This is a genomic window from Acuticoccus sediminis (assembly GCF_003258595.1).
In the GTDB taxonomy this organism is placed as follows: domain Bacteria; phylum Pseudomonadota; class Alphaproteobacteria; order Rhizobiales; family Amorphaceae; genus Acuticoccus; species Acuticoccus sediminis.
Window position 1 is genome coordinate 76662 of the sequence record NZ_QHHQ01000001.1, and the last position, 26416, is coordinate 103077.

Consider the following 26416-nt stretch of genomic DNA (forward strand, 5'->3'; position numbering starts at 1 on the left):
AAGCGGCGGCCAGTTCGGTCGGATCAGAGCGAGACAGAACGGAACGGACGTCAGATGCGCGTGCCGCGCGGCGCGTGGGCGATGCGCTTCTGCATCTGGTTCCAGCGGTGGCGGCCGGCGATCTCGCGCAGCAGTGCGAAGATCTGCGGATCGCCCACGGTGCCGTTGGACGCGGCGAGCGTGAATTCGGCGCACAGCTCGCGGCCCTTGTCGGCGGTCCCGCGGCAGCATTCCTCGACGCTCTGAAGGTAGAAGGCGGAGCGTTCGGCGAGACCTTCCAGCGAGGCGCGGATGTCCTCAAGGTCCATGTCGGTCTCGATGACGACGTGGAAGCCGGTGACGCTGCGCGGCAGGGTACGGATGGCGTCGACGGGGGTCTCGGCGGTCAGGTTCTTGGCGATGACGTTCATCGGACTAGGGTCCTTTCGATGGATGCTGGGGGGCGAGACGGCGCGGCGCCTCGCCGACCGCGCCGGTTATTCGGCGGCGGTCCGGAGGGCGTGACCCTCGTCTTTGAACTGATCGGACTCGGTGGACTCGCCCATGGCGGTGGTCGACGACTGACCGCCCGAGAGGGTCATCGACACGAGGTCGAAGTAGCCGGTGCCCGCCTCGCGCTGGTGGCGCGTCGCGGTGTAGCCGTCGGCCTCGGCCGCGAACTCGGCCTGCTGCAGCTCGGAGTAGGCGCCCATGCCCCGCTTTGCGTAGCCGCGCGCCAGCTCGAACATCGAGTAGTTGATGGCGTGGAAGCCGGCGAGCGTGACGAACTGGAACTTGTAGCCCATCGCCGCGATCTCGCGCTGGAACGTCTCGATGGTCTGCCTGTCGATGTTCGCCAGCCAGTTGAACGACGGCGAGCAGTTGTAGGCCAGCATCTTGCCCGGGAACTCCCTGTGGAGCGCCTCGGCGAACTTGCGCGCCCCCTCGAGGTCAGGCTTGGACGTCTCCCACCAGAGGAGGTCGGCCTTGTCGGCGAAGGCGAGGCCGCGCTTGATGCAGTGCTCGAGGCCCATGCCGGCCTTCAGGCGATAGAAGCCCTCCGGCGTGCGCCCGGCGTCGAAGTCGATGAACTCGTGGTCGCGCTCGTCGATGTCCGACGTGATGAGGCGGGCCGATTCGGCGTCGGTGCGGGCCATGATGAAGGTCGGCACGCCGGCGACGTCCGCCGCGAGACGCGCCGCGGAGAGGTTGCGCTCGTGCGCCTTCGTCGGGATGAGCACCTTGCCGCCGAGGTGGCCGCACTTCTTCTCCGAGGCGAGCTGGTCCTCGAAGTGGACGCCGGCGGCACCCGCCTCGATGTACGCCTTCATGATCTCGTAGCAGTTGAGCGGGCCACCGAAGCCGGCCTCAGCGTCCGCGACGATGGGCGCGAACCAGTCGATCCTTGCGCCGCCCTCGGCATGCTCGATCTGGTCGGCGCGCTGCAGGGCGCGGTTGATGCGCTTGGCGAGCTCGGGTCCGGCGTTGGCCGGGTAGAGCGACTGATCCGGGTAGGTCTGCGCGGCCGTGTTGCCGTCGGCGGCGACCTGCCAACCGGAGAGGTAGATCGCCTTGAGGCCCGCGCGGACCTGCTGCACCGCCTGGTTGCCGGTCACCGCGCCGAGCGAGTTCACGTAGTCGAGTTCGTGAAGGTCGCGCCAGAGGCGGTTCGCGCCGCGCTCGGCCAGCGAATACTTGATCTCGACGGAACCGCGGAGGCGCATGACCTCCTCGGGGGTGTACGCGCGGTTGATCCCGTCGAAGCGGCCATCGGGGGCGGAAGGAACGAGATCGGCAAAGGTGGTCATGGCGTCTTCCTACAAACAGTCAGCGATGTGTGGCTCTGCGCTACGACGCGCGCAGTTGCATTGTAAAAACGCCGAATTGTCATTGAGGTCCAGAGCCTCAGAGCTATGGTAGGGTTGTGTTGTATCAGTTAAGATCGACACATGATGTAATGTTGTAAGGTTTGTCATGTCCGACATCGAGGCGAGGCGGAAGCTCTTTCTCGGGCCGCAGATCCGCAAGCTGCGCCGCTCGCTGAAGCTGACCCAGGCGCAGATGGCGGAGGGGCTCGAGATCTCGGCGAGCTACCTGACGCTGATCGAGCGCAACCAGCGGCCGCTGACGGCGCAGCTCATCCTGCGCCTCGCCGACGCCTACGACATCGACGTTCGCACCCTCGCCCCCTCCACCGACGGCGCGACGCTCCTCGGCCTGCAGGAGGTCGCGGCGGACCCGCACCTTGCCGGCGCCGACCTGTCGCAGCAGGAGCTGCAGGAGATGGCGGAGATGTTTCCGCGCGTGGCGGACGCGATGGTGCGCCTCCACGAGGGGCTGCGCGGCGCGCGGGAGGACGCCGAGGCGCTCGCCGAGTCGGCGGCCGACCGCGCCCACCCCGGCCTCGGCAGCAGCGCCGTGGAGGAGACGCGCGAGGCGCTGCAGGCGCGCGACAACTACTTCCCGGAGCTGGAACAGGTGGCCGTGGACTTCGCCGCCCGGGCCAGGATGCGGCTCGACCTGCCGCAGGTGCTGACGACGAGCCTCGTCAACCACCTGAAGGACGCGCACAACGTCGACACGGTGATCATGCCCTACGACGTGATGCACGGCCTGCTGCGCCGCTTCGACCGCCACCGCAACCGGCTGATGCTGTCGGAGCTGCTCGGCCCGACGAGCCGCACCTTCCAGGTGGCGCATCTCGTCGGCCAGCTCGAGGCGGGGGAACTGATCCGCGCGATGTCGAACGACCCGCGCTGCACCTCCGACTCCTCGCGCGGAATCCTGCGGCTGACGCTGAGCAACTACCTCGCGGGCGCGATCATGTTCCCCTACGACCGCTTCCTCGAGGCAGCGGAGCGGCTTCGCTACGACGTCGAGGTCCTCGCCTCGCGCTTCGGCGCCTCGTTCGAGCAGGTGGCGCACCGCCTGACGACGCTGCGGCGGCCGGGCGCCAAGGGCATCCCCTTCTTCATGATCCGCGTGGACCGGGCGGGCAACATCTCGAAACGCTTCGGCGGCGGCGTCTTCCCGTTCGCGCGGTCGGGCGGCACGTGCCCGCGCTGGCGCCTCTACGAGGCGTTCCGCACGCCGGGGCGGATTGTCGTGGACCTCGTCTCGCTGCCGGAGGGGCAGAGCTTCGTCACCGTGGGCCGGACCACGGAGCGGGCGAGCGTCGGCGCGCACAACCCGGGCCAGGAGCTGGTGGTGGGGCTCGGCGCCGAGGTGACGCACGCGAGCCGGCTGGTCTATGCGGACGGTCTCGACGTCAGCGCCAAGGGCCTCGTGGCCACGGCGTCGCCGATCGGCGTCAACTGTCGGCTCTGCCCGCGCGAGAACTGCAACTGGCGCGCCTTCCCGCCGCTGACGGGCCGTCTGGTGGTGGACCCGACGCGACGCTCGGTCACCCCGTACCACTTCGTGAAGGACTGAACCCGGACCGCATGGCCGCCTCGGCGCAGCCGGGGAGTGTCCGCGACGGCATGCGCAGGCGGGCACCCGACGCGCGGCGGCGGGGTGCGGACGAGGGGCGAGCGGCGCGCGAACCGGGCATCGACGCAGCCGAAGTCGGCGGACTCGAGGATGGGGACGCCCCGCCTTCCGGGCAGGGCGTTTTCGCGGCGTCGCGGCCGAGGTGCGAAGGGGTCAGACCTCCAGCGTGTCGATCCCGCCGTGGGCCGCGCTCCAGGCGAGCGGTGCGCCGAGGAAGTTCTCCACCTCACGGAGGGCCGCGGTGTCGAGGGCCTTGTCGTCGTGGGCGACCTTCATGACGTCGCTCCAGCGGGCGAGGGCGTGGAGCGTCACGCCATGCTTGCCCAGCGCATCGCCGGAGTTGGGGAAGATGTCGTGGTGGAAGATCACGAAGCAGTGGGCGACCTCGGCGCCCGCCGTGCGCAGCGCCTCGGCGAAGCGGACCTTGCTGCCGCCGTCGGTGGCGAGATCCTCGACCAGCAGCGTCCGCTGACCGTCGCGGAAGGCGCCTTCGATCTGGGCGCCGCGGCCGAACCCCTTGGGCGCCTTGCGAACGTACTGCATGGGCAGGCCCATCAGGTCCGCCATCCAGGCCGCGAACGGAATGCCCGCCGTCTCGCCGCCGGCGACGGCGTCGAAGCGCTCGAGGCCGACGTCACGGGCGAGAGAGCCGACCCCGAGCTGCATGAGCGTGGCGCGCAGGCGCGGGTAGCCGATGAGCTTGCGGCAGTCGACGTAGACGGGCGACTTCAGGCCGGAGGTGTAGGTGAAGGGCTCGGAGGGGCGCAGATGGACGGCCTCCACCTCCAGGAGAGCGCGGGCGGTGATGCGCGCGACGTCCTCGCGGGGCAGGATGGTGGCGGCGGTCATTCAGAAGACTTTCTCTTGGACGTCGAGGGCCGGCGAGTTCTCCACGCGCCAGGTCACCTCGAAGCCGGGGTTGAAGAGGGTGATCGGCCCGTCGGCGGTGTCGATCGGATCGAGCGGGACCGGCGCGCCGCGCGTCAGCGTGACCGTGCCGGGGTTCGGCGGCAGGCCGTAGAAGGCGGCCCCGCGCAGGGAGACGAACTCCTCCAGCCTGTCCAGCGCGCCCGCGGCCTCGAACAGGTGGGCGAGGATCGCGAGGGCGAGCGGAGCGGTGAAGCAGCCCGCCGCGCCGCAGGGGCCGAGCTTGCGGGGGTCGGTGTGCGGCGCGCTGTCGGAGCCGAAGAAGAAGGCGGGGTTGTCGCCGGTCGCCGCGGCGACCAGCGCCTCGCGGTCCTCCCGGCGCTTGACGATGGGGAGGCAGTAGTTGTGCGGGCGGATGCCGCCGGCGAGGAGGTCGTTGCGGTCGATGACGAGGTGGTGGGCGGTGATCGTGGCGCCCATGTTGCCCGCCGCCTTGACGAAGTCGATGGCGGTGCGGGTGGAGACGTGCTCCAACACGATCTTCAGCTCCGGCACGCGCTCGCGCATCGGCGCGAGGACGCGCTCCAGGAACACGGCCTCGCGGTCGAAGATGTCCACCTCGTGGTCGGTGACCTCGCCGTGGATGCACAGGACGATGCCGCGCTCGGCCATCCGCTCCAGCACGGGGGTCAGGCCGTCGATGTCGTTGACGCCGGAGGCCGAGTTGGTCGTCGCATGCGCGGGGTAGAGCTTCGCCGCGGTGCAGAGGCCCGCGACCTCGTCGATGGTGGCCGGCGTCGTGTCGTCGGTGAGGTAGAGCGTCATCAGCGGGCCGAACTCGGCGCCGGGCACGCTCTTCTCGACCGCGGTCATGATGCGGTCGCGGTAGGACCGCACCATCGCGGCGTCGACCACCGGGGGGACCAGGTTCGGCATGATGATCGCGCGGGCGAAGTCCAGCGAGCCCCGGGCGACGGCCTCCAGGATGGCACCGTCGCGCAGGTGCAGGTGGAAGTCGTCGGGGCGGCGCAGGGTGATGGTGTCGGTCATGGCTCTGTTGCGGATCAGGCGCGGCGGGTGAGGTCGCGCGCGGCGATGCCCTTGGTTGTGCAGTGCGTGGCGATGGCGTCGATGAGATGGATCATGGCGAGCGGGCGCGTGAAGGTCGCCGAGCCGACGGCGACGGCGGAGGCGCCGGCGGCCATGTAGTCGAGCGCGTCCTGAAGCGTCGCGATGCCGCCGCAGCCGATGACCGGCACCTTCGGCAGCGCCTGCGCCACCTGGTAGGTGCAGCGCAGGTTGACCGGTTTCAGCGGCGTGCCGGAGAGGCCGCCGGTGACGTTGGCGAGCGCGGGCCGCCCGTCGCGACGGAAGGCGATCCCCGTCAGCGTGTTGGCGACGATGAGCGCGTCGGCCCCCGCCTCGACCGCGGCCGAGGCGATGGCGGCGACGTCCTCCGCGTTGGGCGAGAGCTTGGCCCAGAGCGGCAGGGCCGTGTCGCGGCAGGCGGCGACCACCTCGGCCGTCATCGCGGTATCGAGGGCGAAGGAGCGGCCGCCCTCCTCCAGATTGGGGCAGGAGAGGTTGAGCTCGATCGCGTCGACTCCCTGCCCTTCCAGCGTGCGCACCAGCTCGGCGAAGCCGGCCGCCGTGTCGGCCGAGATGGAGACGATCAGGGGCGTGCCCCAGCCCTTGTAGGCGGGCAGCGTCTCGTCGAGGAACGCCTCGACACCGTCGGAGGGAATGCCGACGGCGTTGAGGAGACCGCCGCCGGTCTCGGTCAGGCGATTGGGCGGATGGCCGGGGCGGTAGCCCGGCATCAGCGTCTTGGGCACCAGTCCGCCGAGACGGCCGAGGTCGTAGACGCGCCCGTAGGAGGCGGCGAAGGTGCCCGAGGCGGGGATCACCGGATTGCGCAGGGTGACCGAGCCGATCGGCACCGTGAGGTCGGGCATCGAAGCGGACATCAGAACGCCACCTCCTCGAGGGGGAAGATCGGTCCGTCGCACACCAGGTGGTAGCGGTCGTCGCGGAACTTCTTGATGCACGACTTGCAGGCGCCGATGCCGCAGGGCATCGCGACCTGGAGCGCGGCGTACCCGGTGACGCCCCCGGCCTCGCACCAGGCCTGCACCCTGGCCATCACGTGGTCGAACGCGCCGGCGGCGACGACGCCGGGGTGCCTCGCCTCGAGCGCCTCGATCACGGCATCGCCATTCAGCGCGGTGAGGTCCGCGTAGGGCTCGAACATCGCCATGAGGGCGGCGTCCTGTTCCCCGGCGGTGACGGGGCCGGCGGGCTGCTCGGGCGCGCGGGTCACGAAGAGGACGCGGGTCGCCTCGCCGGCGGCGTGCCGCTCCCGGCAGAGGGCGAGCATGGTGCCGAAGTGGGCCCCTTCCACGACGACCGTGACCTCCGGCCCCAGCGGCGGGAAGGGGTCGCCCAGCGGGCCGAGGAGGTGGAGCTTCTCACCCGGCTCGGCCGCGGCGATGAGGCGGGTACCCTCGCCCTGGTAGCCGAAGGCGATCTCCAGCGGCTCGGTGCCGATGATGCTCATCGGGCGCGCCAGCAGCGGCGCGCCGTCCCGGTTGGAACTCACCATCATGAACTGGCCGGCGCGGGTGCCGTCGAAGGCATGGGGCGTGTCGAACGTCATGACGGTGACGCCGGAACCTTCGGTGATCGAACGGACGGTGACGTCGCCGGCGAAGACGGGCGGTCCGGACGGGGCCGGGCGGGGCGTGTTCGTTGCGGGGGTGGTCCCGCTGGTGTCGACCGCAGTCATGACGAGGCTCCGAGAAAACCGGAGAGGAAGGCCGCGATATTGTCGGTCAGCGGTTCGGAGAGGTAGCCGCCCTCCTGGATGATGGCGGTCGGCAGCCCCGCCCTCCCCATGAGCTCGCCTGCGCGGCCGATCCCCTCGGTGGTGACGCTCATTCCGCCTAGCGGGTCGCTCGCATGGATGTCGAGTCCTAACGACAGCACGAGGCTGTCCGCGCCGAAGCGGGCGATGTGGCCGAGCGCCACGCGGATGGCACCGAGCCACGCCTCGTCGTCGGCGCCGACCGGCAGCGGGAGGTTGATGTTGGCCCCTTCCCCGGCGCCCGCCCCCGTCTCGTGGGCGTACCCCCAGAACCAGGGATAGAAGCTCGACGGGTCGGTGTGGATCGAGACGAACAGGATGTCGCCGCGGTCGTAGGTGATCGCCTGCGTGCCGTTGCCGTGGTGGACGTCGATGTCGAGGATCGCCGGGCGGGCGCCCCTTGCGATCATCACCTCCGCGGCGATGGCGGCGTTGTTGAGGAAGCAGTGCCCGCCGGCCACCTCCCGCGAGGCATGGTGCCCCGGCGGACGGGCCAGCGCATAGGCGGAGGCGCCGGTTGCCGCGACCTCGGCGGCGGCGACCGCGGCATCGGCGGCGCGGGCGACGGCGGGCCACGTGCCCGGGCCGATCGGCACGGCGAGGTCGCCGAGGTGCCACCCGGTGCGGCCGACGATACCCGTCGGGTAGGTCGGGCCGGGCAGGAGCGGGTGGGTGTTCGGGAGGACCTCCTCGCCGGCGCCCGGAAGCTTCGACCAGGCGGCGTAGGCGGTCTCGAGGAACTCGAGGTAGCGGATCGAGTGGACCGTGGAGCGGGTGCCGGCCGGGGCGGCGGGCGGCTCCTCGGCCTTGAGGTCGAGGCGGGCGAGACCGGCGAGCAGACGCTCGGCACGTTCGGCGCGTTCCTCGTTCTGCGCGATTCGACCGCGCAGCATGAATGTCTTCGGAGCGTGTTGCGCGGTCTCGGCCGCGTAGAAAGTGCGCATGAGATTTCCAAGCCGGGGCTGGACGAAAGGCCGCGTCGTCGCGCCACCTGCGCCATCATCCCCGACTGGCCGCGCTCAGGCAAGGTTGCGCGGCTCTCTTACCACCACTCCAGCGCCCGTCCGCCGGCTTCAGACCTTGAAGCGCAGCGCCCACCCGGTGCCGACATTCTGCTCCACGGCCTCCAGCGTGCCGCCGAGTTGCATGACGAGCGCGCGAACGATCCCCCCGCCCGAGCCGTGGCTGCCGCGCGTCTCCGCCTTGGCCCCCTCCTTGCCGACGCCGTTGTCGCGCACGGTGAGCTCGCGCGTGCCGTCCGGGAGCGTGTGCAGCGAGACGCGGACCTCGCCCGCGCGCCCGTCCGGGAAGCCGTGCTTCAGCGCGTTGGTGAGCAGCTCGTTGGTGACGAGGGCGATGGGCGAGCCGATCGCGACCGGCACCTCCACCGCCTCGAGCTGGCAGGAGATGGAGACGCCCTCCGGCGCCAGCGCATCGTCGAGCCCCTCGCAGACGCGGCGCACGAGGTCGTCGGCCCGCAGCGAAGAGGTCTCGCGGTGGGCGTCGAGCACGTCGTGCATGGCGGCGATCGACATCAGCCGGCGCTCGAAGCCCGATATCTCCTCGTCCGCCCCCTCGTCGTGGACGTTGCGGCGCGCGGTGCGCACCAGCGACATGAGCAGCGCCAGGTTGTTCTTCACGCGGTGGATCAGCTCGCGCTGCGCGTCCACCTCACCGCCCTCGGAATCCGGCGGCGGATGGCTGCGCGCCGAGAGTTCGAGCGCCGGCGCGGCGGACGCGAACGCATCGCTGGTGACGAGCAGATAGCGCGAGGGCAGTACCGGGGGCCGCGCGACGAGGATCGGACGCGCCCGGAGCGTGACGGCGGCGCCCTCCTTCCCGTCCTTCGGCGTCAGCGAGAAGCTCCGCCATTCGGTGGCGGCCGCGGCGGCGGCGAGGGTGAGGCGGACGTCCTCGGCATCCTCGGCCCACAGCTCCGCGAACGGCGCGTCGAGCGCGGCCTGGCCGAAGGTCAGGCGCGCACTCTCGTTGGCGTAGGCGATGTCACCCTCGGCGCTGAGGACGAGGACCCCGAGGTCGATCTCCCGCAGGATGTCGGAGGCGATGTCGGCCACGGCGGCGCCGTTCCGGCGCGGAGCCGGCCGGGCGAACAGCGGCGCCTCGTGGGCGTAGGGGAGATGGGCCACCCCGGTCACGAGACGTCCCCCCGGGCGGTGCGGCGGCCGATCACGTCGCGGCCGAAGCCCGTGACAGATGGGCGCAGTGCGCTTCCGGAGCGCATTTCGGAGCGAAGACGGTACTTTGCGGACATGATACGCTGCCCTAAACACGACGCGTTCCGAAACCGGCGCGACACGAACTCAGACACAACACCCTCGCGCCCGACGCGGACTTGAGGACCCTCACGACCGACATTCACGCCGGTCGCCGACGTGTCTATCAAAAGGGGCTGGCGCGTGGCTGAGGCCGGACGGAACCGTCCTCGACCGTGCGCCCGATCGAGACGGTGAGGCTCCGCGACCCCCGGCGCGGCATTGAAGCGGTACGGAGTTGTCTATGGTCGGGATCGCTGTTCGAGGCGCCGTCGTGGCGGCCATCGCGGTCTTCATCGTCGTCGGAGCGATCTACATCCGCACCAAGGGCGAGACGGTCCCGCCGCTCCTCGACGCCGACGGCAACGTCATCGAGAACTCCGGGGACTACACCCAGGTGCCCGGCTTCTTCGACAACGCCGGCCCGCACCAGCTCGTGCGCTACGACCTCCCCGTGCCCAAGACGACGCCGCCGCTGGCGGACGGGGTCGATTCGCTCTCCTTCGTCGACCTCTGGGCGCCGGGCGAGTTCAAGCTGAACGTCCCGCCGGACCAGCGTCTCGGCACGCCGTCGAAGGATTCCTTCGACAGCGGCGTGACGGCCGAGGACATGATGAACTTCTTCCTCGACATGTCGGACATGCGCTCGATGCAGGCGATGACCGGCAGCGTCCGCCGGGAGCTCGACGGCAAGCGGGTGCGCATCGCCGGCTTCGCCAGCCCGGTCGGCTTCGAGGAGGAGGAGCGTCAGTTCCTGCTGGTGCCCGAGCTCGGCGCGTGTGTCCACGTCCCGCCGCCCCCGCCGAACCAGATCGTCTACGTCGACAGCAAGGAGCTGGCGCCGGAGATCGGCGACATGGTGTGGGTCACCGGCACGCTGCGCGCCGACCCGGTCGCCACGATCCTCGCCGACGTCGGCTACCGCCTCGAGGACGTTACCGTCGAGCCCTATCGCTGACCCTGTCCGGGAGCTCGCACCCGCCCGCCCTCTGTTGACTTCACCGCGCGTTTCCTTGCCGTTTGCCGGCAACAACGATCAGAGGAAACGTCCCATGGTGAAGGTCATCGCCGTCCTGACGGCACAAGAGGGCCATGAAGAGAAGCTGTTCGAGGCCCTCAAGTCCGTGATCGAGCCGACGCGGGCCGAGCCGGGCTGCTTCCACTACGACCTATACCGCGACCCCAAGACGCCGACGCGGTTCGTGTTCGACGAGGCCTGGGAGAGCGCCGAGCACCTCGCCGCGCACGCCCGGTCGGCGCACCTGACGGCGATGCGCGAGGCGACGAAGGACATCCTCGCCTCACGCGAGGTCTTCGTTCTGGACCGCGCCAGCTAAGCCGGCCGTCGACAGAGGGGCCGCGATGGTGTCAGCTTCCGGCCTGCCCCGATGAGCGACCGGATCTGACATGGACGTCAACACGCTTCCCCTCTGTTCCGACACGATGCTGGAGGGGTTGCGCCCCTGGATCGAGTGCGAAAGCCCCACCTACGACCCGGTCTCCGTGTCGCGGATGGTGGGGATCGCCTGCGACCGGCTGCGCGCCCTCGGCGCCCGGGTGGAGCACATTCCCGGGCCGCCGGGGCTCGGCGACTGCGCGCGGGCGGTGTTCCCGCACCCGCGTCCCGAAGCGCCGGGCGTCCTGGTGATGGCCCATCTCGACACGGTGCACCCCATCGGCACGCTGGAGAAGCTGCCCTTCCGCCGCAAGGGCGACTTCGCCACCGGTCCCGGCCTCTGCGACATGAAGGGCGGGACCTACGCGGCCTTCGAGGCGGCGCGCGCGCTCGCCGAGGTGGGCCACGAGACGCCGCTGCCGATCCACGTGCTGCTCACCTCGGACGAGGAGATCGGCACGCCCGGCACCCGCGCCCTGATCGAGGCGGAGGCGAGGAAGCACAAGTACGTCCTCGTCCCCGAGCCCGGCCTGATGGGCCGGTCGAGCGTCGTCACGGGCCGCTATGCCATCGCCCGCTACCACCTGACCGCGCACGGCGTCGCGAGCCATGCCGGGATCCGCCTCAGCAAGGGCCGCTCGGCGATCCGCGAGATGGCGGCACGCATCCTCGAGATCGAGGCGATGACGGACGAGGACTGCACCTACTCGGTCGGCGTCGTCCACGGCGGCAAGTGGGTGAACTGCGTTTCGACCGTGTGCCGCGGCGAGGCGCTGTCGATGGCCAAGCGCCAGGACGACCTCGACCGCGGCGTCGCGCGCATGCTGGGCCTCAACCAGCGCGACGAGGACGGCAGCGGCTTCGAGGTGGCGCTCAGCGTGGTGCGGCCGGTGTGGGAGCCGAACGCCGGCACGCTGGACCTCTACGAGCGCACCCGGCGCATCGCCGCCACCATGGGCGTCACCCTCGAGCATGGGAGCGCGGGCGGCGGCTCGGACGCCAACTTCACCGGCGCGCTGGGGATCCCCACCCTCGACGGCCTCGGCCTCGACGGCGAGCTCGTCCATACGCTGCACGAGTATATCGAGGTGGAGAGCCTCGCATACCGCGCCCGCCTGATGGCGGGGCTGATGGCCGAGCTGTCGTGAGGCGGCGTCGGAGCCCCGCGCGGGCGGACGATTGACGTCCGCCGCGGCGCCCGGCGGGCGGCATGTCGGCCGGGGCCTCGACGGCGGGCCGGTTTTCGGCGATTGAGCATGACGGCGCGGCGCCGGACCGTTCCGTCTCCGGGACGGCAGGCGCGCGCCCGGCCGGGGCGATACCGCCGGCGGCCGCTCGAGTGGCGAAGGACAACGGGCGCGGGCCATGGGCCGAACCGATCGCGCCCGAGGACGGGTGATGACGGCGCGCATCGAAGCGGACTACCTGATCGAGACCGCCTACCCCCTCGAGGAGGCGGCACGTGCCCTTGCCCGCGAGCAGTCCTGCGGCGGTTTCGCGGCGCCGCTGCCGGGGCTCGGCGATCCGGCCGCCCGAGAGGCGCGCGCCGCCGCGCGGATCGAGGCGCTGGAGGACCTCGGGCCGGTCGACGGCCCGTCGCTGCCCCACGCCGGGCGCCGGCGGGATCCGCACCGCAGGGCGCACCTCACGCTCTCCTGGCCGCTGGACAATGTCGGCGCCTCGCTCCCCAACCTGATGACGACGGTGGCGGGCAACCTCTTCGAACGCCCCGAATGCTCGGGCCTGAAGCTGACGGCGCTGCGCCTGCCGCGCGCGTTCGCCGCCGCCTACCCGGGACCGGCGTTCGGCGTGACGGGGACGCGGCGGCTCGCCGGCGTCGAGGGCCGGCCGCTGATCGGCGCGATCGTCAAGCCCTCGGTCGGCTACAGCCCGGCGGAGACGGCGGCGCTCGCCACGATCCTGTGCGATGCCGGCGTGGACTTCATCAAGGACGACGCGCTGCAGGCGGACGGACCGGCCTGCCCGTTCGAGGAGCGGGTGCGCGCGGTGCTCGACGCCGTGGACGACCACGCCCAGCGCACGGGCAAGCGGGTGATGGTCGCCTTCAACCTCACCGGCTCCGTCGACGAGATGCGTGCGCGCCACGACCTCGTGCTGGAGCTCGGCGGCACGTGCCTCATGGTCAGCCTGAACGCGGTGGGTCTCCCGGGGATGGAGGCGCTACGGCGGCACAGCCAGCTTCCGATCCACGGCGACCGCGCGGGCTGGGGGCTGTTCGACCGCCACCCGCTGCTCGGGATCTCGTTCCCGGCGTGGCAGGTGTTCTGGCGCCTGCTCGGCTGCGACCAGCTCCACGTCAACGGGTTCGGCAACGCCCTCGCCGAGCCGGACACCAGCGTCGTGCAGTCCGCGCGGGCGTGCGCGGCGCCGCTCTACCCGGAGAAGCCGCTGACGGCGATGCCGGTGCTGTCGGCCGGGCTGACCGCCCGCCAGGTGCCGGCGACCTGGGCCTCGCTCCAGTCGAAGGACCTCATCTACGCGGCCGGCGGCGGGATCATGACCCACCCGGACGGCCCCGGCGCCGGGGTGAGCGCGCTGCGGGAGGCGTGGGAGGCGGCCATCTCGGGCACGCCGCTCGCGGTCTACGCGCGCACGCGCCCCGCCCTCGCCGCAGCGATCGCGGCGGCGTCGCGGTAGGGGCGTTCGCCGGCTCCCGACGCCGTTCGCGACGACGAGCGCGGCAACACGGGCTTTCGGGAACGGCTCAGCGCGACGTCGCCGTAAGCGTGGCGTCGGAGGCGTCCGGATGCTCGTCGCTGTCGGCGACTTCGACGGGCTCGTTCTCGTCCTGGCCGGCGACGACGCAGAGGATACGGGCCGTCCGGTCGGTGGCGGAGGCGTAGTGATGGGCGCGGCGGCTGTCGAGATAGACGCTGTCGCCGGTGTGCAGTGTGATGGGGTCGGCGTCCTCGAGGTCGACCCGGACGGTGCCCTTCAGGACGAGCACGAATTCCTCGCCCGTGTGGCCGACGAGGCGGGGGAGCTCGCCCTTGCGCGACGGCTTCAGCGTGGCGAAGGTCGGCGTCATGCGCTTCTCCGCCACCTGGGCGAAGAGCACCTCGTGGAGTGCGTCGCCGACCATCCGGTAGCCGACCTCGCCCCGGCGGCTGACGGCGACTTCGCCTTCCTTCAACCGGGGCTCGTTCGACTCGATCAGGTCCGTCACATCGACGTTGAGGCCTTTGGCGAGTTTGTGGAAGACATCGTAGGTCGGCGTCATTCGGCCGCGTTCGATCTTCGAGATCGTCGAGATGGCAAGCCCTGATCGCTCGGCAACCTGCTGAATCGTCAGGCCTTTCGCCTTCCGGACCGTTTTCGCGCGCGCGGCGAGCGATGCGCTTGCCCCGTCCATTGTGTCCAATGTCTCGTCGATCACAACGTCACTCATCAGACTGATAATAGACACACCATACAACACATACAATTACTCGGCTCTACGGCACCAGGAAAATTCCAGATAAACATACATTAACGGACAAATATTAGCCTTTCGATAATCGCACTCCTCCTTTCGAATAAGCCCGCATCCACCAACAGGTTGCACAGTCACCTTGCGGCAGTTTCACGGCGCATGCATCGAAGCCTGTCCGAATGTTAACATTCGAGATCTCGAAAATTTGATGCTGATCATTGTCTTTTTACCCGCGGATGAATAGTGGAGCGCGACGCCCAGCCGCATTCTTGCCGCAGTTCGGTGGGCGCCGGGCGTGATGCGATTTTCGCCGATTGCCCCTTCGGATGGGATCGCATCGGCAGTAAGAGCGGGCAACGACGAACGATAAGAGGACCTGCACCATGGCCAAGCCCGTCATCATCTGCGTGGCGATTACCGGCAGCCTGCCCAAGAAGGTGGACAATCCCGCGGTGCCGATCAGCGTCTCGGAGCAGGTCGAAAGCACCCACGAGGCGTTCGAGGCCGGCGCCACCATCGTCCACGCCCACGTGCGCAACGACGACGAGTCGCCGACGTCCGACCCGGAGCGGTTCGGCCGCCTGAAGGAGGGCCTCGCCGCGCACTGCCCCGGCATGATCGTGCAGTTCTCGACCGGCGGCCGGTCCGGTGCGGGCAAGACGCGTGGCGGGATGCTGCCGCTGCGGCCCGACATGGCCTCGCTCTCGGTCGGCTCCAACAACTTCCCGACCCGCGTCTACGAGAACCCGCCCGACCTCGTCGAGTGGCTCGCCGCGGAGATGGTCACCTACGACATCAAGCCGGAAATCGAAGCCTTCGACCTCAGCCACATCTTCAAGGCCAAGGAGATGTTCGACAGGGGGCAGATCGCCAAGACGCCCTACGTCCAGTTCGTGATGGGCGTGAAGAACGCGATGCCGGTCGACCGCGAGGTGTTCGACTTCTACGTCAGGACGGTCCACCGCTTCTTCGGCGAGGACGCGCCCTGGTGCGCCGCCGGTATCGGCGCCAACCAGATCGTACTCAACGAGTGGGCGATCTCCTCCGGCGGCCACGCGCGCACCGGGATGGAGGACAACATCCGCCTCGACCGCGAGACGCTGGCGCCCTCGAATGCGGCGCTGGTGAAGCGCGCCGTCGACCTCGCCGAGCGCTACGAGCGCCCCATCGCCTCCTGGCAGGAGGCCCGCGCGCTGCTCGGCTTGCGCGCGGCGGCCTGACCGGGCGGACCGGCCGCGCCCTCCCCGCTGCGGGCCTCGCACCGCTGCGCAAGGCGGGCCGCCACCAAAAGGAAAGGCCCCGACGCCACACCGGGCGCCGGGGCAAGTTGAGGCAGTGGATGCCGGTCGCAGCGCGCCCTCGGGGCGCCGCGACCGTCGGTGGTGCAGCCCATGAAAGGGCTGGTGTTGCCGCGCGGCCGGAGCCGGCGCGGCGAACCTCAGTTGGCGGGGCGGATCACCCGGACCCGGGCGTTGTCCCCGCTGAGACCCGACACGCCGCTGACCGACGGCACGCGCACGGTGCCTCCGCGCGTCGAAAGGCCGGTGGACGGCAGGTTGGAGCCTTCCACCCGCGGTTCGGACAGGTCCGTGTTCTCCGGCCGCGGGACGATCGCCGCCCCCTCGATCGGCTGGTTGAGGACCGTCGGCGGCGCGGAGGTGGTGACCGGAGCGGACGAGCGGGTGCGCGGCCGGGCGACCGTCGCCACCGGCGCGGGCCCGTAGGACGTCGGCGCGACGACGGTCGGATCCACCACCTGCTGCGGCAGGATCGTCTCGCCCGCCTTGCCGATGCGCGGATCCGGCTCAGGCGGATCGCCGAACGGATTCCAGCGCTGCGACAGGAAGTAGCCGTTGACCGTCATGCCGTAGGCCAGGAAGACGAGGGTGCGCATGTCGGTCTGCTTGTCGCAGACGCGCAGGCGCCACGTGATCGCGCCCCGCTGGGCCGAGAAGACCCGCGCCTCGGTTGCGATGCGCTGCCACGCGTAGACGCAGTTCGCCCCGTTGCGCGAGCGGCCGGTGGCATACGAGAACGGACCGTAACGGTTCTGCACGTAGAGGCCGGACATTTCCATCGCGATGCCGGGGAACTGCTGGCGCAACTCGTTGCGGATGTCGTGCAGGTCGATGATGTCGGTCTTCAGCGTCTCGATGCCGGCCTCGGCGCCCATCGGGCCGTAGGCGCGCACGATGATGACGTTCTGGCCCGGGATGCCGGTGTCGTTCTCCAGAAGGATGTCCTGGGCGAGGCCGTTCCGGTACCGGTTTTCCAGCACCGCGATGATCTCGGGTCCGCCGGGCGGGGGCGTGATGAATGCCTCGCTGAGGTCGATCTGATTGCTGAGTGACGCGCTGCGCACGACGCCACCCTGTGGATTGTAGGAGCACCCGCCAACGACCGCAGCCGCGAGGACGACGATCGCCTGATGCACCTTTCGCGAAACCACGAACATTGCATCCAGCCTCATTATCATTATCCGCCCGTCGGCAACGTCGTCGCCGCGCGCGGTGTTGAACCGATTCGCTGCGAATCGGCGCCTGATCCGAGGCTGCAGAAAAGACGTTGAGCGTGTGTTAACCTTGACGCTGGTTAACGTTAATTCGCGGAAGATCCCCATGTGATCCGCCCAGGGTTAACCATGGCGGCGGGACCCGCTCGATTCTTGGTAGGGAGTCGAACGGCAGCTATGGTATACGCGAACCGGTTTGCGGCAGAATGGTGGATAACTCTGTAGACGTGGCGCGACCCCGTGTAATCACCGGCCATGCGGTCCGGCCGGCCCGGCCCGGCCTCCGGCAGCTTCGCTTTCGACTGTCGACCCGCCGAGTGAACAAATCAAATCAATGAGCATAATCATGTTGCGTCATAACGACTCATTGGTTGAACAACAGTTGGCTAAAGTTTGTCAATTGTTGAGCCGCGACGCGCGTCTGGGGATCGGTCGATGAGATTGCTCACACTTTTGCTGTGGTTCCTGATGGTGGCGATCATCATCTTCCTGGCCACGCAGCCTGTGAGTCTCACGACACACTTCGTGACGTCGATGATCGTCATCATCATCATCGCCATCCTGAAGATGTTCGATCGCCGCGGGGCGCTGCGGGCGGTGGTGCTTGCGCTCGGCACCGCAGTGGTTCTGCGTTACGTGTACTGGCGCACCTCCTCGACGATTCCGCCCATCGACGAGCTCGCCAACTTCATCCCCGGGATTATTCTTTACGCCGCCGAGATGTACTCGGTGTTCATGCTGTTCGTGTCGCTGTTCACGATCGCGGACCCGCTGAACCGGCCGCGCCGGACGCTGGCGCCCGATTCGATCCGCCCGACGGTCGACATCTTCATCCCGAGCTACAACGAATCGCCGGAGCTCCTCGCCACGACGATCTCCGCGGCGCGGCAAATCGACTACCCCGAAGACCGCTTCACCGTGTACCTGCTCGACGACGGCGGCACGGACCAGCGCATCGATTCGCCGAACCCGCAGCTCGCCGCCCAGGCGGCGGAGCGGCGGCGCACCCTGCAGCAGCTCTGCCGCGACCTCGGCGTCAACTACCTGACGCGCGCCCAGAACGTCCACGCCAAGGCCGGCAACCTCAACAACGGCCTCGCCCACTCCACCGGCGAGTTCGTCGTCGTGCTGGACGCCGACCACGCCCCGTCGCGCGACTTCCTCAACGAGACGATCGGCTATTTTGCCGCGGACCCGCGCCTGTTCCTCGTCCAGACGCCGCACTTCTTCATCAATCCGGACCCGCTCGAGCACAACCTCGAGACCTGGAACCGGATGCCGTCCGAGAACGAGATGTTCTACGGCGTCATCCAGAAGGGGCTCGACAAGTGGAACGCCTCGTTCTTCTGCGGCTCGGCGGCGGTCCTGCGGCGCGAGGCGCTCGAGGAGTCGGGCGGCTTCTCGGGCCTGTCGATCACCGAGGATGCGGAGACCGCGCTCGGCCTCCACGCCCGCGGCTGGAACTCGGCCTACGTCGACCGGCCGATGATCGCCGGCCTGCAGCCGGAGACGTTCGCGAGCTTCATCGGCCAGCGCTCGCGCTGGTGCCAGGGCATGCTGCAGATCCTGATGCTCAACAACCCGCTGCTAAAGCGCGGCCTCTCCATCCCGCAGCGGATCTGCTACCTGTCCTCGATCCTCTACTGGCTGTTCCCGTTCTCGCGGCTGGCGTTCCTGTTCTCGCCCCTCGCCTACCTCTTCTTCGGCCTGTCGATCTTCGACGCGTCCGGGGCGGAGTTCGCCGCGTACACGACGACGTACATCGTCGTGAACATCCTGATGCAGAACTACAACTGGAGCCGTGTGCGGTGGCCGTTCATCTCGGAGCTCTACGAGACGATCCAGTCGATCTACCTCGGCCGCGCGCTGATCGCCGTGATCCTCAAGCCGAGGGCGCCCAGCTTCAAGGTGACCACCAAGGGTGAGACCACCCGGTTCAGCCGGATCTCCGAGCTGGGCGGCCCGTTCTACGTCATCTTCTTCATCCTGACGGCCGGCCTCGTGGCGATGGTCTGGCGGCTCATCGCGGTCCCGTCGGACTCCGGCGTGTCGCTGGTCGTCGGCGGGTGGAACCTCTTCAACATGCTGCTGATGGGCGCCGCGCTCGGCGTCGTCGCGGAACGGCGGCAGCTTCGTTCCTCGCAGCGCGTCTCGATCGAGCGCCCGGCCGAGATCATCTACGGCGACCGGGTGATCCCGGCACGAATCGACGACGTGTCGGTCAACGGCGCGCGCATCCTGGTGCCGGCCAACGCGCTGCGCTCGATCCGCGCCGGCGAGCAGATCACCATGCGCTTCCAGACGATGGCGCCGCTTCCGACCAACGAGCTGCCGCTCACGGTGCGCTCGGTGGTGCGCGACGACGGCGGCATGTCGCTCGGCTCGGAGTTCGCGGTGGAGGACCCACGGCAGTACAAGCTCGTCGCCGACCTCGTCTTCGCAAACTCGGATGAGTGGATCCGCTTCCAGGCCTCGCGCCGGAAGAACATCGGCGTGGTGCGCGGCGTCATCGCCTTCGTGCGCGTCGCGCTCTTCCAGACCGTGCGCGGCCTCTCCTACCTCTTCCGCAAGCCGCCGAAGAATGCCCGCCGGCAGAACCTCGACGGCGGGTCGGACATGCCCGCACCGCCCCCGCACAACTTCTCGGGGGCCGATCCCAGCGCCGTCGTGTCAGGGACCGGGTCCACCGCGGCCCTGCAGGGCGCACCGGTAACGCGGTCGGTGAACCCGACCCCTTACCGTTGAGGTCCAAGCCGATGCGCCACAAGCGACTCCTGACAGCTTCGGCCGCCGCCCTCCTCCTCGGAGTGAGTGTGTCCTGGGCCCAGACGCCGACGTTCCCGCTCAACAACCAGGGCGGGCTCAGGACGACGCCGACCCAGCAGCAGGGCATCGCCGAGCAGTCCGCCGCACCGCTCTCGCCGGAGAATCCGGCGACCGGCGCCGCGCGCAACAGCCTCGCCCCGCCGCGCAACACGCCGGCGCCGTTCGACATCAACAACGACGGCCGCACGCCCAGCACGGCGCTGCCGGACGACACGCCCACCGCGATCATCCAGCCGTCGACCACCGTCTCCCCCCTCGCCCCCGGCACCCGCGCCACCGCGGTGCCGATCGACGCGGTCAGCGAGCAGGAGCGGCAGAACCTCGCGGCCCTCATCCGCCAGCCGACCAACGAGGTGCGCGAGCTGCGCGTCGTCCTCGAGAACAACGCCGACTACACCGACGCGATGGTCGACCGGCCGATCGTGCCCGAGCGCACGCTCCGCCTCGAGGGCGAGCTCGATTCGCGCACCTGGGACGTCTACCTGACGGCGGCCGAGGCCTCGCGCGGGGGCACCCTCTCGCTCGCCTTCAACAACTCGGTGCTGGTGCTGCCCGAGGGGTCGCGCCTGCGCCTCTATCTCAACGGCCGCGAGATCATGGAGACGGCGATCGACTCGCCGGACCGCACCAAGGTCATCACGATGCCGATCACGACCGGCCTCCTGCGGCCGGGCGAGAACAGCTTCCGCATCGAAGCGGAGATGCGCCACCGGATCGACTGCTCGGTGAACGCGACCTACGAGCTGTGGACGCGGATCGACACGCGCCTGACCGGCTTCTCCGGACAGGGGCTCGACAAGGCGGTGTCGGGGCTGCCGGACCTTCCGGCCATCGGCGTCGGCACCAACGGCGCGACGCGGCTCCGCGTCATCATGGACGAGCCGTCCAACCCGGCTCAGATCGACCGCCTCCTCCAGGTGGTGCAGACCGTCGCGCTGCGCGGCCGGTTCGGCCAGCCCCTCGTCGAGGTGGTGCCGCCCGGCACCGATCTGGAGCCGGTGGTCGGCACCCTCAACATCGCCATGGGTCCGGCCTCGACCGTCTCCAGCGTCCTGTCGAACGCGCCCGCCTCGGTGAATTCGGTGCCGACGGTGGAACTCGTCAACGGCTCGATCGGCCCGACCATCGTCATCTCCGGCCCTACCCCGCGCGAGGTCGACACGGCGCTCGCCGAGTTCGTCGGAACGCCGTCCATCAGCCGGGACTGGGACCGCGAGGCGAACGGCCCGCTGATCGACGGCGCGACCTCCATCACGCTCGCCGACCTCGGGTTCGAGACGATCGACTTCACCGGGCGCCGCTTCCGCGCCGGCTTCAACGTGACGCTGCCGCCGGACTTCTACGCCGCCGCCTACGGCGAGGCCGAGATGCTGCTCGACGCGGCCTACTCGGCCTCCATCGACCCCAACAGCCAGCTTGTCATCTACGTGAACGGCGTGTCCTCCACGTCGGTGAACTTCGCGTCCGCCGACCGGCGCGTCTTCCGCGACTACCCGGTCCAGCTCGGCATGCAGTCCTTCAAGCCGGGAGTGAACCGGATCGAGATGGTCGCCGAGCTGCGCTCCGACGACGACACCGCGTGCCTTCCCGGCGCCACCGCCCCGTCGGGCGAGCGCTTCGCCATCATGTCCTCGACCCGGCTCAACTTCCCGGACTTCGCGCGGATCGGGCAGCTCCCGAACCTCGCCTCGTTCGCGGCGAACGGCTTCCCGTACGAGATGGGCAACGAGCCGGTGCGCATCCTCGTCGGCGGCCGCGCGCTCGACACCATCGGCGCGGCCGGCACGCTCATGAGCCGGATCGCCATCGGCCGCGGCGCTCCGCTGACGACGTCGGTGGTCGACCAGGTCGAGCCGTACCGCGACCGCAACCTCCTCGTCATCGGCCCGCTCCCGGACGTGCCTACGACGGTGCTGGAGGCGACGGGCGCGGAAAACATCATCCCCGCCGTCTGGGACACCCCGTCCGGGATCGGCGGAGGCAACGAGGAGCCGCAGGGCCTTGAGCAGTACGACGAGGTGCTGCGGCGCCTGCGCAGCCAGCTCCGCCAGGAGGACGCGCAGCTCAACCGCGCGGCGAACCTCAGCGACCCGTCCTCGCCGACGCCCGAACGGCAGCGCGCGGGCAACCAGAACTGGTTCGACAATCTCGGCGACCGGGGCGGCTTCTCGAGCTCGATCAGCGAGCTGCTGCGTCCGATCCGCAACGCGTTCAACCTGAACTTCGACTTCGATTTCTCGTTCATGAACGCCGCGCGGAACGAGATCCCGGCCGGCTCCATCCCCGCCGGCGCCTCGCTCCTGATGGTGCAGAACAACGCGCCGGGCAACGAGAACGCGGCCTGGACACTGGTGACGGCGCCGAGCCCGAGCCTCCTGTCCACGTCCATCGCCTCGCTCACCACGCCGGACGTGTGGGACAAGATCAGCGGCCGCGCGACCGCCTACACCCTGGAGACGAACGAGGTCGACACCGTCCGCGCGGCCCGCGTCAGCTACATCGCGACCATGCCGCTGTCCTTCACCAACATGCGGCTGATCGCGGCGAACTGGTTCTCGATTAACAATGGCGTCTATGCCATCGCGGTCGTGATCGCGGCGTTCTTCCTCGGCCTCATCACCTGGGCCCTGGTCCGCCCGATGGGCCGCAACAACTGACCCCCGGTGGAAGTCAGCGTCCCCGGCGGCGCGGCTTTCCCCTTGAGGCGAAACACGTTTTCGAGGGCGCCGCCCGGCGGCCGCCGCCACACCGCCCTGCGGCGGAACAGCGCACCCGGCGCCCCGGCCACTCGGCGTCGGGCGGCGGGCCGCAGCGTCCGCCGCCGCCGGTCTCTGTGGTTCGCGGGCGCGCCAAGAACCGATCGTTAACCCTGTTCCTTCAGGGTTGCGCCAAATATCAGACCCAGGCACGAATCAATCTGTGGTCGGCAAGGCAGTTGGACGACGACGGACGCGTCGCGAGGGCGTATGGTCAAACACGCTACACATCATCGGGACATCGAGCCCCCGTTTGCCTTGCGCGCCCCGCAACATGACCCGCTTCATGGCGTGGCGAACCGATTGTTGTCCGGGTTAAGACCCAAACGCCCCAATGCACACTGGACGACAGCGCCGGCTTTCAAGCCGATCGCCTTGGGAACCGCCGTCGCCCTCGCCTTCGGCTTCGTGTTCGACATCGGCCCCTGGGACGCCGTCACCGGCCGGTTCAACGGCAGCGCCGACGCGCAGGAGGCCCCGCAGCGGGCCGGCTCCTTCGCCGAACCGTCCGAGGCGGACCGCGCGGCGCTGCGCTACTTCGCCCGCGAAGGCTCGACCGAGCGGCTCGACGCCGAGCTGCGCCGCCTGCGCGCGCTCTACCCCGGCTGGACCCCGCCGCGCGATCTCCTCGACCCGGACGGCGAAGACGTCGAGCTGCAGCGCCTCTACGACCTCGTCGGCGACCAGCAGTTCGACGAGGCCCGCCGCGTCATCGCCGACCGCCAGCGCCGTGACCCGACCTTCGTGACGCCGCCGCGGCTCGCCGCCCTCCTCGCCCTCGGCGAGGCCCGCGAGAACCTGCGCACCGCGTCGAACGCCGGCAACTACGCGCAGGTCCTGCAGGTCGCCGAGCAGAACGAGCAGATCCTCACCTGCGACGACCCGGATTCGATCTGGCGCGTGGCCGAGGCCTTCGCCAAGACAGGCCGACCGCAGCGCGCCTACGACGCCTACCTCTACGTCATCAACACCTGCGACGACCCGGGCGCGCGCTCGGCCTCGCTGCAGAAGGCGTCGGAGCAGCTCGACAGCTCCTACGTCTCGCGCCTCTTCGACCTGGTGAAGCCCGGCCAGAACGGGCAGCTGTCGTCGATGGGCACGGCCCAGCTCAACATCATCCGCGGGATAGTCGCGCGGGCCGGCCAGGAGAACGCGGAAGGGTCGGTCGTCCCGCAGGACTGGATCAACACCCTCGCCGACTATGCACGCACCGGGGCCAACCTCGAAGACGCGATGCTGATCGGCTACTACCTCTACCGACAGGGCGATCCGGCCGACGCGGCCCAGTGGTTCCGCTTCGCGCTCGACAGCGGCCTCGGCTCCGACGCGGCGGAAGGCTACATCATCGCGCTGCGGGCGACGGGCAACCGCGAGGACGCCTTCCTCGCCCGCGAGGTCGCCTTCCAGTGGCGCGAGCAGACGCCCGAGCTGATGGAGGCCTACCTCGACGCGGTGTCGACCCTGCTCACAGCAGACGAGGCCGGCGAAACCTCGATCGAGGACGTCGAGCAGACGGTCGTCGACCGCTTCGCGCCGGTCGTGATCGAGCAGCGCGACGCCAACGGCGCGCAGGCCCTCGGCTGGTACGCGTTCAACACCTGCCAGTTCATCATCGCCGAGGAGTGGTTCATCTCCTCCGCGAACTGGGTGCCGACCGAGGCGGCGATGTTCGGTCTCGCCCTCTCGCGCCTGCGCCTCGGCGACCTGAAGGGCTTCCAGGAAGTGGTCGACGAGTGGGGCCCGCTCTACGACTCGGTCAACAACCTGGCGACCGGCCGCAACCAGACCAATCCGAGGGCCCCGTTCTCAGGCGCGACCGACGACCCGTCGGTCGAGGTCGGCGTCGACTCGCTGGTCTGCGACCCGAAGGAGCGCCGCCGCCTGCGCGCGATGATCGTGGAGCAGCAGAACCCGACCAACGACCTGTCGTTCATCCAGGCCGGTTCGCTGACCGCCGCGCAGTTCCGCCCGATGGCGCGTCGTCCCGAGGGGGCCGTGCGGCCGGAGATCCCCCGCCGTTCGGTGGTCATCCGTCCGGACAGCCGGCCCGGGCAAAGCGTGCTGCAGAACGTGCAGCTCCAGCTCCCGCTGCCGACGCCCACACAGCAGCAGGCCGCGCCGAACCCGGTTCCGCCGACCCCGACACCGACCTACCCGCCCGTCGACACCACGGCACGGCCGCAACCCGTGACGCCGCGCCTCGCCGCCGAGCCGTCCGTGACCCCGGCGCCGAGCGCCCGCCCGATCGACCTCGGCACGACGACGACGAGGCCGGTGACGGCGCGGCCCGTGGCCACCACCGCCGCGCCGGTACGCACCGCGACGCCATCGACCGCGCGGCCTCTGACGACGGGCGGCGACACCGTGACCCGCCGCGTGCGCCAGGGCACCACGACGACGAACCGCACGACGGACGAGCGGGTGATGGAGATCGTCAACCGGCCGTCGACGAGCCGCTCGCGCTCCGGCGGCGGATCGGGCGGGACGGCGACGCAGCGTGCCCTCAACAGCAAGGATTACGAGCGCTGCGTGGCGAACACCGACGTCGGCATCCGCAACGGCACGCTGTCGGCGCAGGACGCCTCGGCGCGCGGCTTCTGCCTGCTGCAGCTCAAGCGCCCGGTGGAGGCCGCGCAGGCCTTCCAGCTCGCCAAGATCGGCTCGCGCGTCGGCACCTCGCAGCGCGGCGACGCGGTGTACGGGTCGGCCCTCGCCTACATCGCCGGCAACTTCACCAAGGAAGCGGCGGTGGCGGCGACCCAGGCGCCGCAGTCGCGCCCGCGCCGGACCGAGCTACAGACCGCGATCCTGACCCAGCGCGCGCTCGCCGCGAACCGCGACGGCCGCTACACCGAGGCGCTCTACTTCCTCGACCAGCGCAACCGCATCGCGCCGCTCCAGAAGGACCTGATGCTGCTGCAGGGCTTCGCCTACCGCGAGGTCGGCAACTACAAGGCGGCGGACCAGATCTTCAAGGCGCTGGACAAGGCCGGGTCCACCAAGGACATCCGCGGCGGCATCATCGCCCTCGCCGAGGGCCAGCACCGCCCCATCGGCGGCACGATCATCCGCTACTGACCGCGGGCGACCTGCAATTCGGCGACCTGCATGTCAAAGAGCCGGGCCCGGCGCCCGGCTCTTTTCGTTTCGGCCGCCGCTCAGACGAGGAGCGTGCCTCGGGCGATGACCACCGCCTCGCCCGACAGGCTGACCCGCTTCAGCGCACCGCCCGCGACCTCGGCCGAGATCGTGATGTCGGAGGCGCGGCCCATCTCGACGCCCTGCCGGATCGCCACGGCGTGGGTGCCGTCGGGCGGCGTCTCGGCGGCGAGCACCATCGCCGCCAGCGCCACCGCGGCCGAGCCCGTCGCCGGATCCTCCTCGATCCCCGAGAACGGCGCGAACATGCGGGCGCGGTAGCCGTCCGCCCCCTTGGCGACGAGGTAAAGCGAGCGCGGCGCGTCGCCGAGGACGCCGACGTGCCCGGTCATGAACCGCGCGTCCGCCAGCGCGGCGACGCGGCGCACCGGGATCGCGGTGAACCACGGCCCGCTGGTGATCCTGGCCGGTCGGTAGGTGTCGGTGACGATGTCGGCGGGGTCCAGATTGACGAGCCTCGCCAGATCCTCGACCGCGATGTCCAGCGGCTCCGCGCGCGGCAGGACAGGCGCGTCGAACGTCGCCCGGCGCACGTCGCCACCCGTGATCGTCACGTCGACGCGCCCCGCCGGCAGCGTCAGCGCGAGCTGGGAGGCCCCGGTCTTGAGCGCCTGCGCGACGGAACCGCCGACGGTCGGATGACCGGCGAAGGGCATTTCGTCGCGCGGGGTGAAGATGCGCGCGGGAACCGCATCTCCCTGCGGGGCATGGAGGAAGATGGTCTCCGACAGGTTGAATTCAGCGGCGATCGCCTGCATTCGGTCGGTCGAGAGGCCGTCGGCCTCGTGCACCACGGCAAGCGGGTTCCCGGCGAGCGGCGTTCCGGTGAAGACATCGAGGATTTCATACGGACGCATATT

General features: G+C 69.9%; 20 protein-coding genes. 9 read left to right on the plus strand and 11 right to left on the minus strand.

What is annotated here, in order from left to right; translation table 11 throughout:
- Positions 1 to 50: 50 nt before the first annotated feature.
- Entirely contained in the window at positions 51 to 410 is a 360-nt protein-coding gene (locus tag DLJ53_RS00270) for a hypothetical protein (RefSeq protein ID WP_111341227.1), read from the minus strand.
- Between the two features lie 66 nt (positions 411 to 476).
- Positions 477 to 1787: an isocitrate lyase gene (aceA, locus tag DLJ53_RS00275; protein ID WP_111341230.1), complete on the minus strand. Its 1311-nt coding sequence runs from the start codon at positions 1785 to 1787 to the stop codon at positions 477 to 479.
- Between the two features lie 166 nt (positions 1788 to 1953).
- On the opposite strand from aceA, the gene DLJ53_RS00280 reads away from it, so the two are divergent.
- Positions 1954 to 3411 carry a helix-turn-helix domain-containing protein gene (locus tag DLJ53_RS00280; RefSeq protein WP_111341233.1) on the plus strand — a complete coding sequence of 486 codons (1458 nt, stop codon included), beginning with the start codon at positions 1954 to 1956 and terminating at the stop codon, positions 3409 to 3411.
- 213 nt (positions 3412 to 3624) lie between these two features.
- On the opposite strand, the gene DLJ53_RS00285 is transcribed toward DLJ53_RS00280, so the two are convergent.
- The 6 genes from DLJ53_RS00285 to DLJ53_RS00310 form a co-directional block, all read right to left on the minus strand.
- Positions 3625 to 4320: an orotate phosphoribosyltransferase gene (locus DLJ53_RS00285; protein WP_111341237.1), complete on the minus strand. Its 696-nt coding sequence runs from the start codon at positions 4318 to 4320 to the stop codon at positions 3625 to 3627.
- Positions 4321 to 5388 carry a dihydroorotase gene (pyrC, locus tag DLJ53_RS00290; protein ID WP_111341240.1) on the minus strand — a complete coding sequence of 356 codons (1068 nt, stop codon included), beginning with the start codon at positions 5386 to 5388 and terminating at the stop codon, positions 4321 to 4323. It abuts the gene before it with no gap.
- 14 nt (positions 5389 to 5402) lie between these two features.
- Complete coding sequence (locus tag DLJ53_RS00295) at positions 5403 to 6305, minus strand: dihydroorotate dehydrogenase (RefSeq protein ID WP_111341243.1); 903 nt, start codon at positions 6303 to 6305, stop codon at positions 5403 to 5405.
- Positions 6305 to 7123, minus strand: coding sequence for an iron-sulfur cluster-binding protein (locus tag DLJ53_RS00300; RefSeq protein WP_111341246.1), 819 nt, complete (start codon positions 7121 to 7123; stop codon positions 6305 to 6307). The genes DLJ53_RS00295 and DLJ53_RS00300 overlap by 1 nt, the downstream gene beginning before the upstream one ends.
- Positions 7120 to 8094: a histone deacetylase family protein gene (locus DLJ53_RS00305; protein ID WP_244934971.1), complete on the minus strand. Its 975-nt coding sequence runs from the start codon at positions 8092 to 8094 to the stop codon at positions 7120 to 7122. The genes DLJ53_RS00300 and DLJ53_RS00305 overlap by 4 nt, the downstream gene beginning before the upstream one ends.
- A gap of 180 nt (positions 8095 to 8274) precedes the next feature.
- A complete protein-coding gene (locus DLJ53_RS00310) occupies positions 8275 to 9357 on the minus strand; it encodes a sensor histidine kinase (RefSeq protein ID WP_111341251.1) in 1083 nt (360 codons plus the stop codon).
- A gap of 361 nt (positions 9358 to 9718) precedes the next feature.
- Here DLJ53_RS00310 and DLJ53_RS35700 point away from each other — a divergent pair, with 361 nt between their 5' ends.
- From DLJ53_RS35700 to DLJ53_RS00330, 4 genes are all read left to right on the plus strand, one after another.
- A complete protein-coding gene (locus DLJ53_RS35700; protein WP_111341254.1) occupies positions 9719 to 10432 on the plus strand; it encodes a DUF3299 domain-containing protein in 714 nt (237 codons plus the stop codon).
- A gap of 94 nt (positions 10433 to 10526) precedes the next feature.
- On the plus strand, positions 10527 to 10811 hold the full coding sequence (locus DLJ53_RS00320; protein ID WP_111341257.1) for a putative quinol monooxygenase: 285 nt from the start codon (positions 10527 to 10529) through the stop codon (positions 10809 to 10811).
- Positions 10812 to 10881: 70 nt separating this feature from the next.
- Positions 10882 to 12018: a M20/M25/M40 family metallo-hydrolase gene (locus DLJ53_RS00325; RefSeq protein WP_111341259.1), complete on the plus strand. Its 1137-nt coding sequence runs from the start codon at positions 10882 to 10884 to the stop codon at positions 12016 to 12018.
- Positions 12019 to 12268: 250 nt separating this feature from the next.
- The gene (locus DLJ53_RS00330) at positions 12269 to 13528 is read left to right on the plus strand and encodes a RuBisCO large subunit C-terminal-like domain-containing protein (RefSeq protein WP_111341262.1); all 1260 of its coding nucleotides are present in this window, start codon (positions 12269 to 12271) and stop codon (positions 13526 to 13528) included.
- A gap of 67 nt (positions 13529 to 13595) precedes the next feature.
- Here DLJ53_RS00330 and DLJ53_RS00335 read toward each other — a convergent pair whose 3' ends face one another.
- Complete coding sequence (locus DLJ53_RS00335) at positions 13596 to 14279, minus strand: helix-turn-helix domain-containing protein (RefSeq protein ID WP_111341265.1); 684 nt, start codon at positions 14277 to 14279, stop codon at positions 13596 to 13598.
- Between the two features lie 407 nt (positions 14280 to 14686).
- Here DLJ53_RS00335 and DLJ53_RS00340 point away from each other — a divergent pair, with 407 nt between their 5' ends.
- Positions 14687 to 15523, plus strand: coding sequence for a 3-oxoadipate:acetyl-CoA acetyltransferase (locus DLJ53_RS00340; RefSeq protein WP_111341268.1), 837 nt, complete (start codon positions 14687 to 14689; stop codon positions 15521 to 15523).
- Positions 15524 to 15741: 218 nt separating this feature from the next.
- Here the strand turns inward: DLJ53_RS00340 and bcsN are convergent, their stop codons facing one another.
- Positions 15742 to 16773, minus strand: coding sequence for a cellulose biosynthesis protein BcsN (gene bcsN / locus DLJ53_RS00345; RefSeq protein ID WP_162408739.1), 1032 nt, complete (start codon positions 16771 to 16773; stop codon positions 15742 to 15744).
- Between the two features lie 477 nt (positions 16774 to 17250).
- Between bcsN and bcsA the strand changes: the two genes are divergently transcribed.
- From bcsA to DLJ53_RS00360, 3 genes are all read left to right on the plus strand, one after another.
- The gene (bcsA, locus tag DLJ53_RS00350; protein ID WP_111341274.1) at positions 17251 to 19560 is read left to right on the plus strand and encodes a UDP-forming cellulose synthase catalytic subunit; all 2310 of its coding nucleotides are present in this window, start codon (positions 17251 to 17253) and stop codon (positions 19558 to 19560) included.
- A gap of 11 nt (positions 19561 to 19571) precedes the next feature.
- Entirely contained in the window at positions 19572 to 22298 is a 2727-nt protein-coding gene (locus tag DLJ53_RS00355; RefSeq protein WP_111341277.1) for a cellulose biosynthesis cyclic di-GMP-binding regulatory protein BcsB, read from the plus strand.
- A 474-nt stretch (positions 22299 to 22772) separates the two neighbouring features.
- A complete protein-coding gene (locus tag DLJ53_RS00360; RefSeq protein ID WP_111341280.1) occupies positions 22773 to 25475 on the plus strand; it encodes a hypothetical protein in 2703 nt (900 codons plus the stop codon).
- An 80-nt stretch (positions 25476 to 25555) separates the two neighbouring features.
- Here the strand turns inward: DLJ53_RS00360 and DLJ53_RS00365 are convergent, their stop codons facing one another.
- Positions 25556 to 26413 (minus strand): PhzF family phenazine biosynthesis protein, encoded by an 858-nt coding sequence (locus DLJ53_RS00365; RefSeq protein WP_111341283.1) that lies wholly within the window; start codon positions 26411 to 26413, stop codon positions 25556 to 25558.
- Positions 26414 to 26416 lie beyond the last annotated feature (3 nt).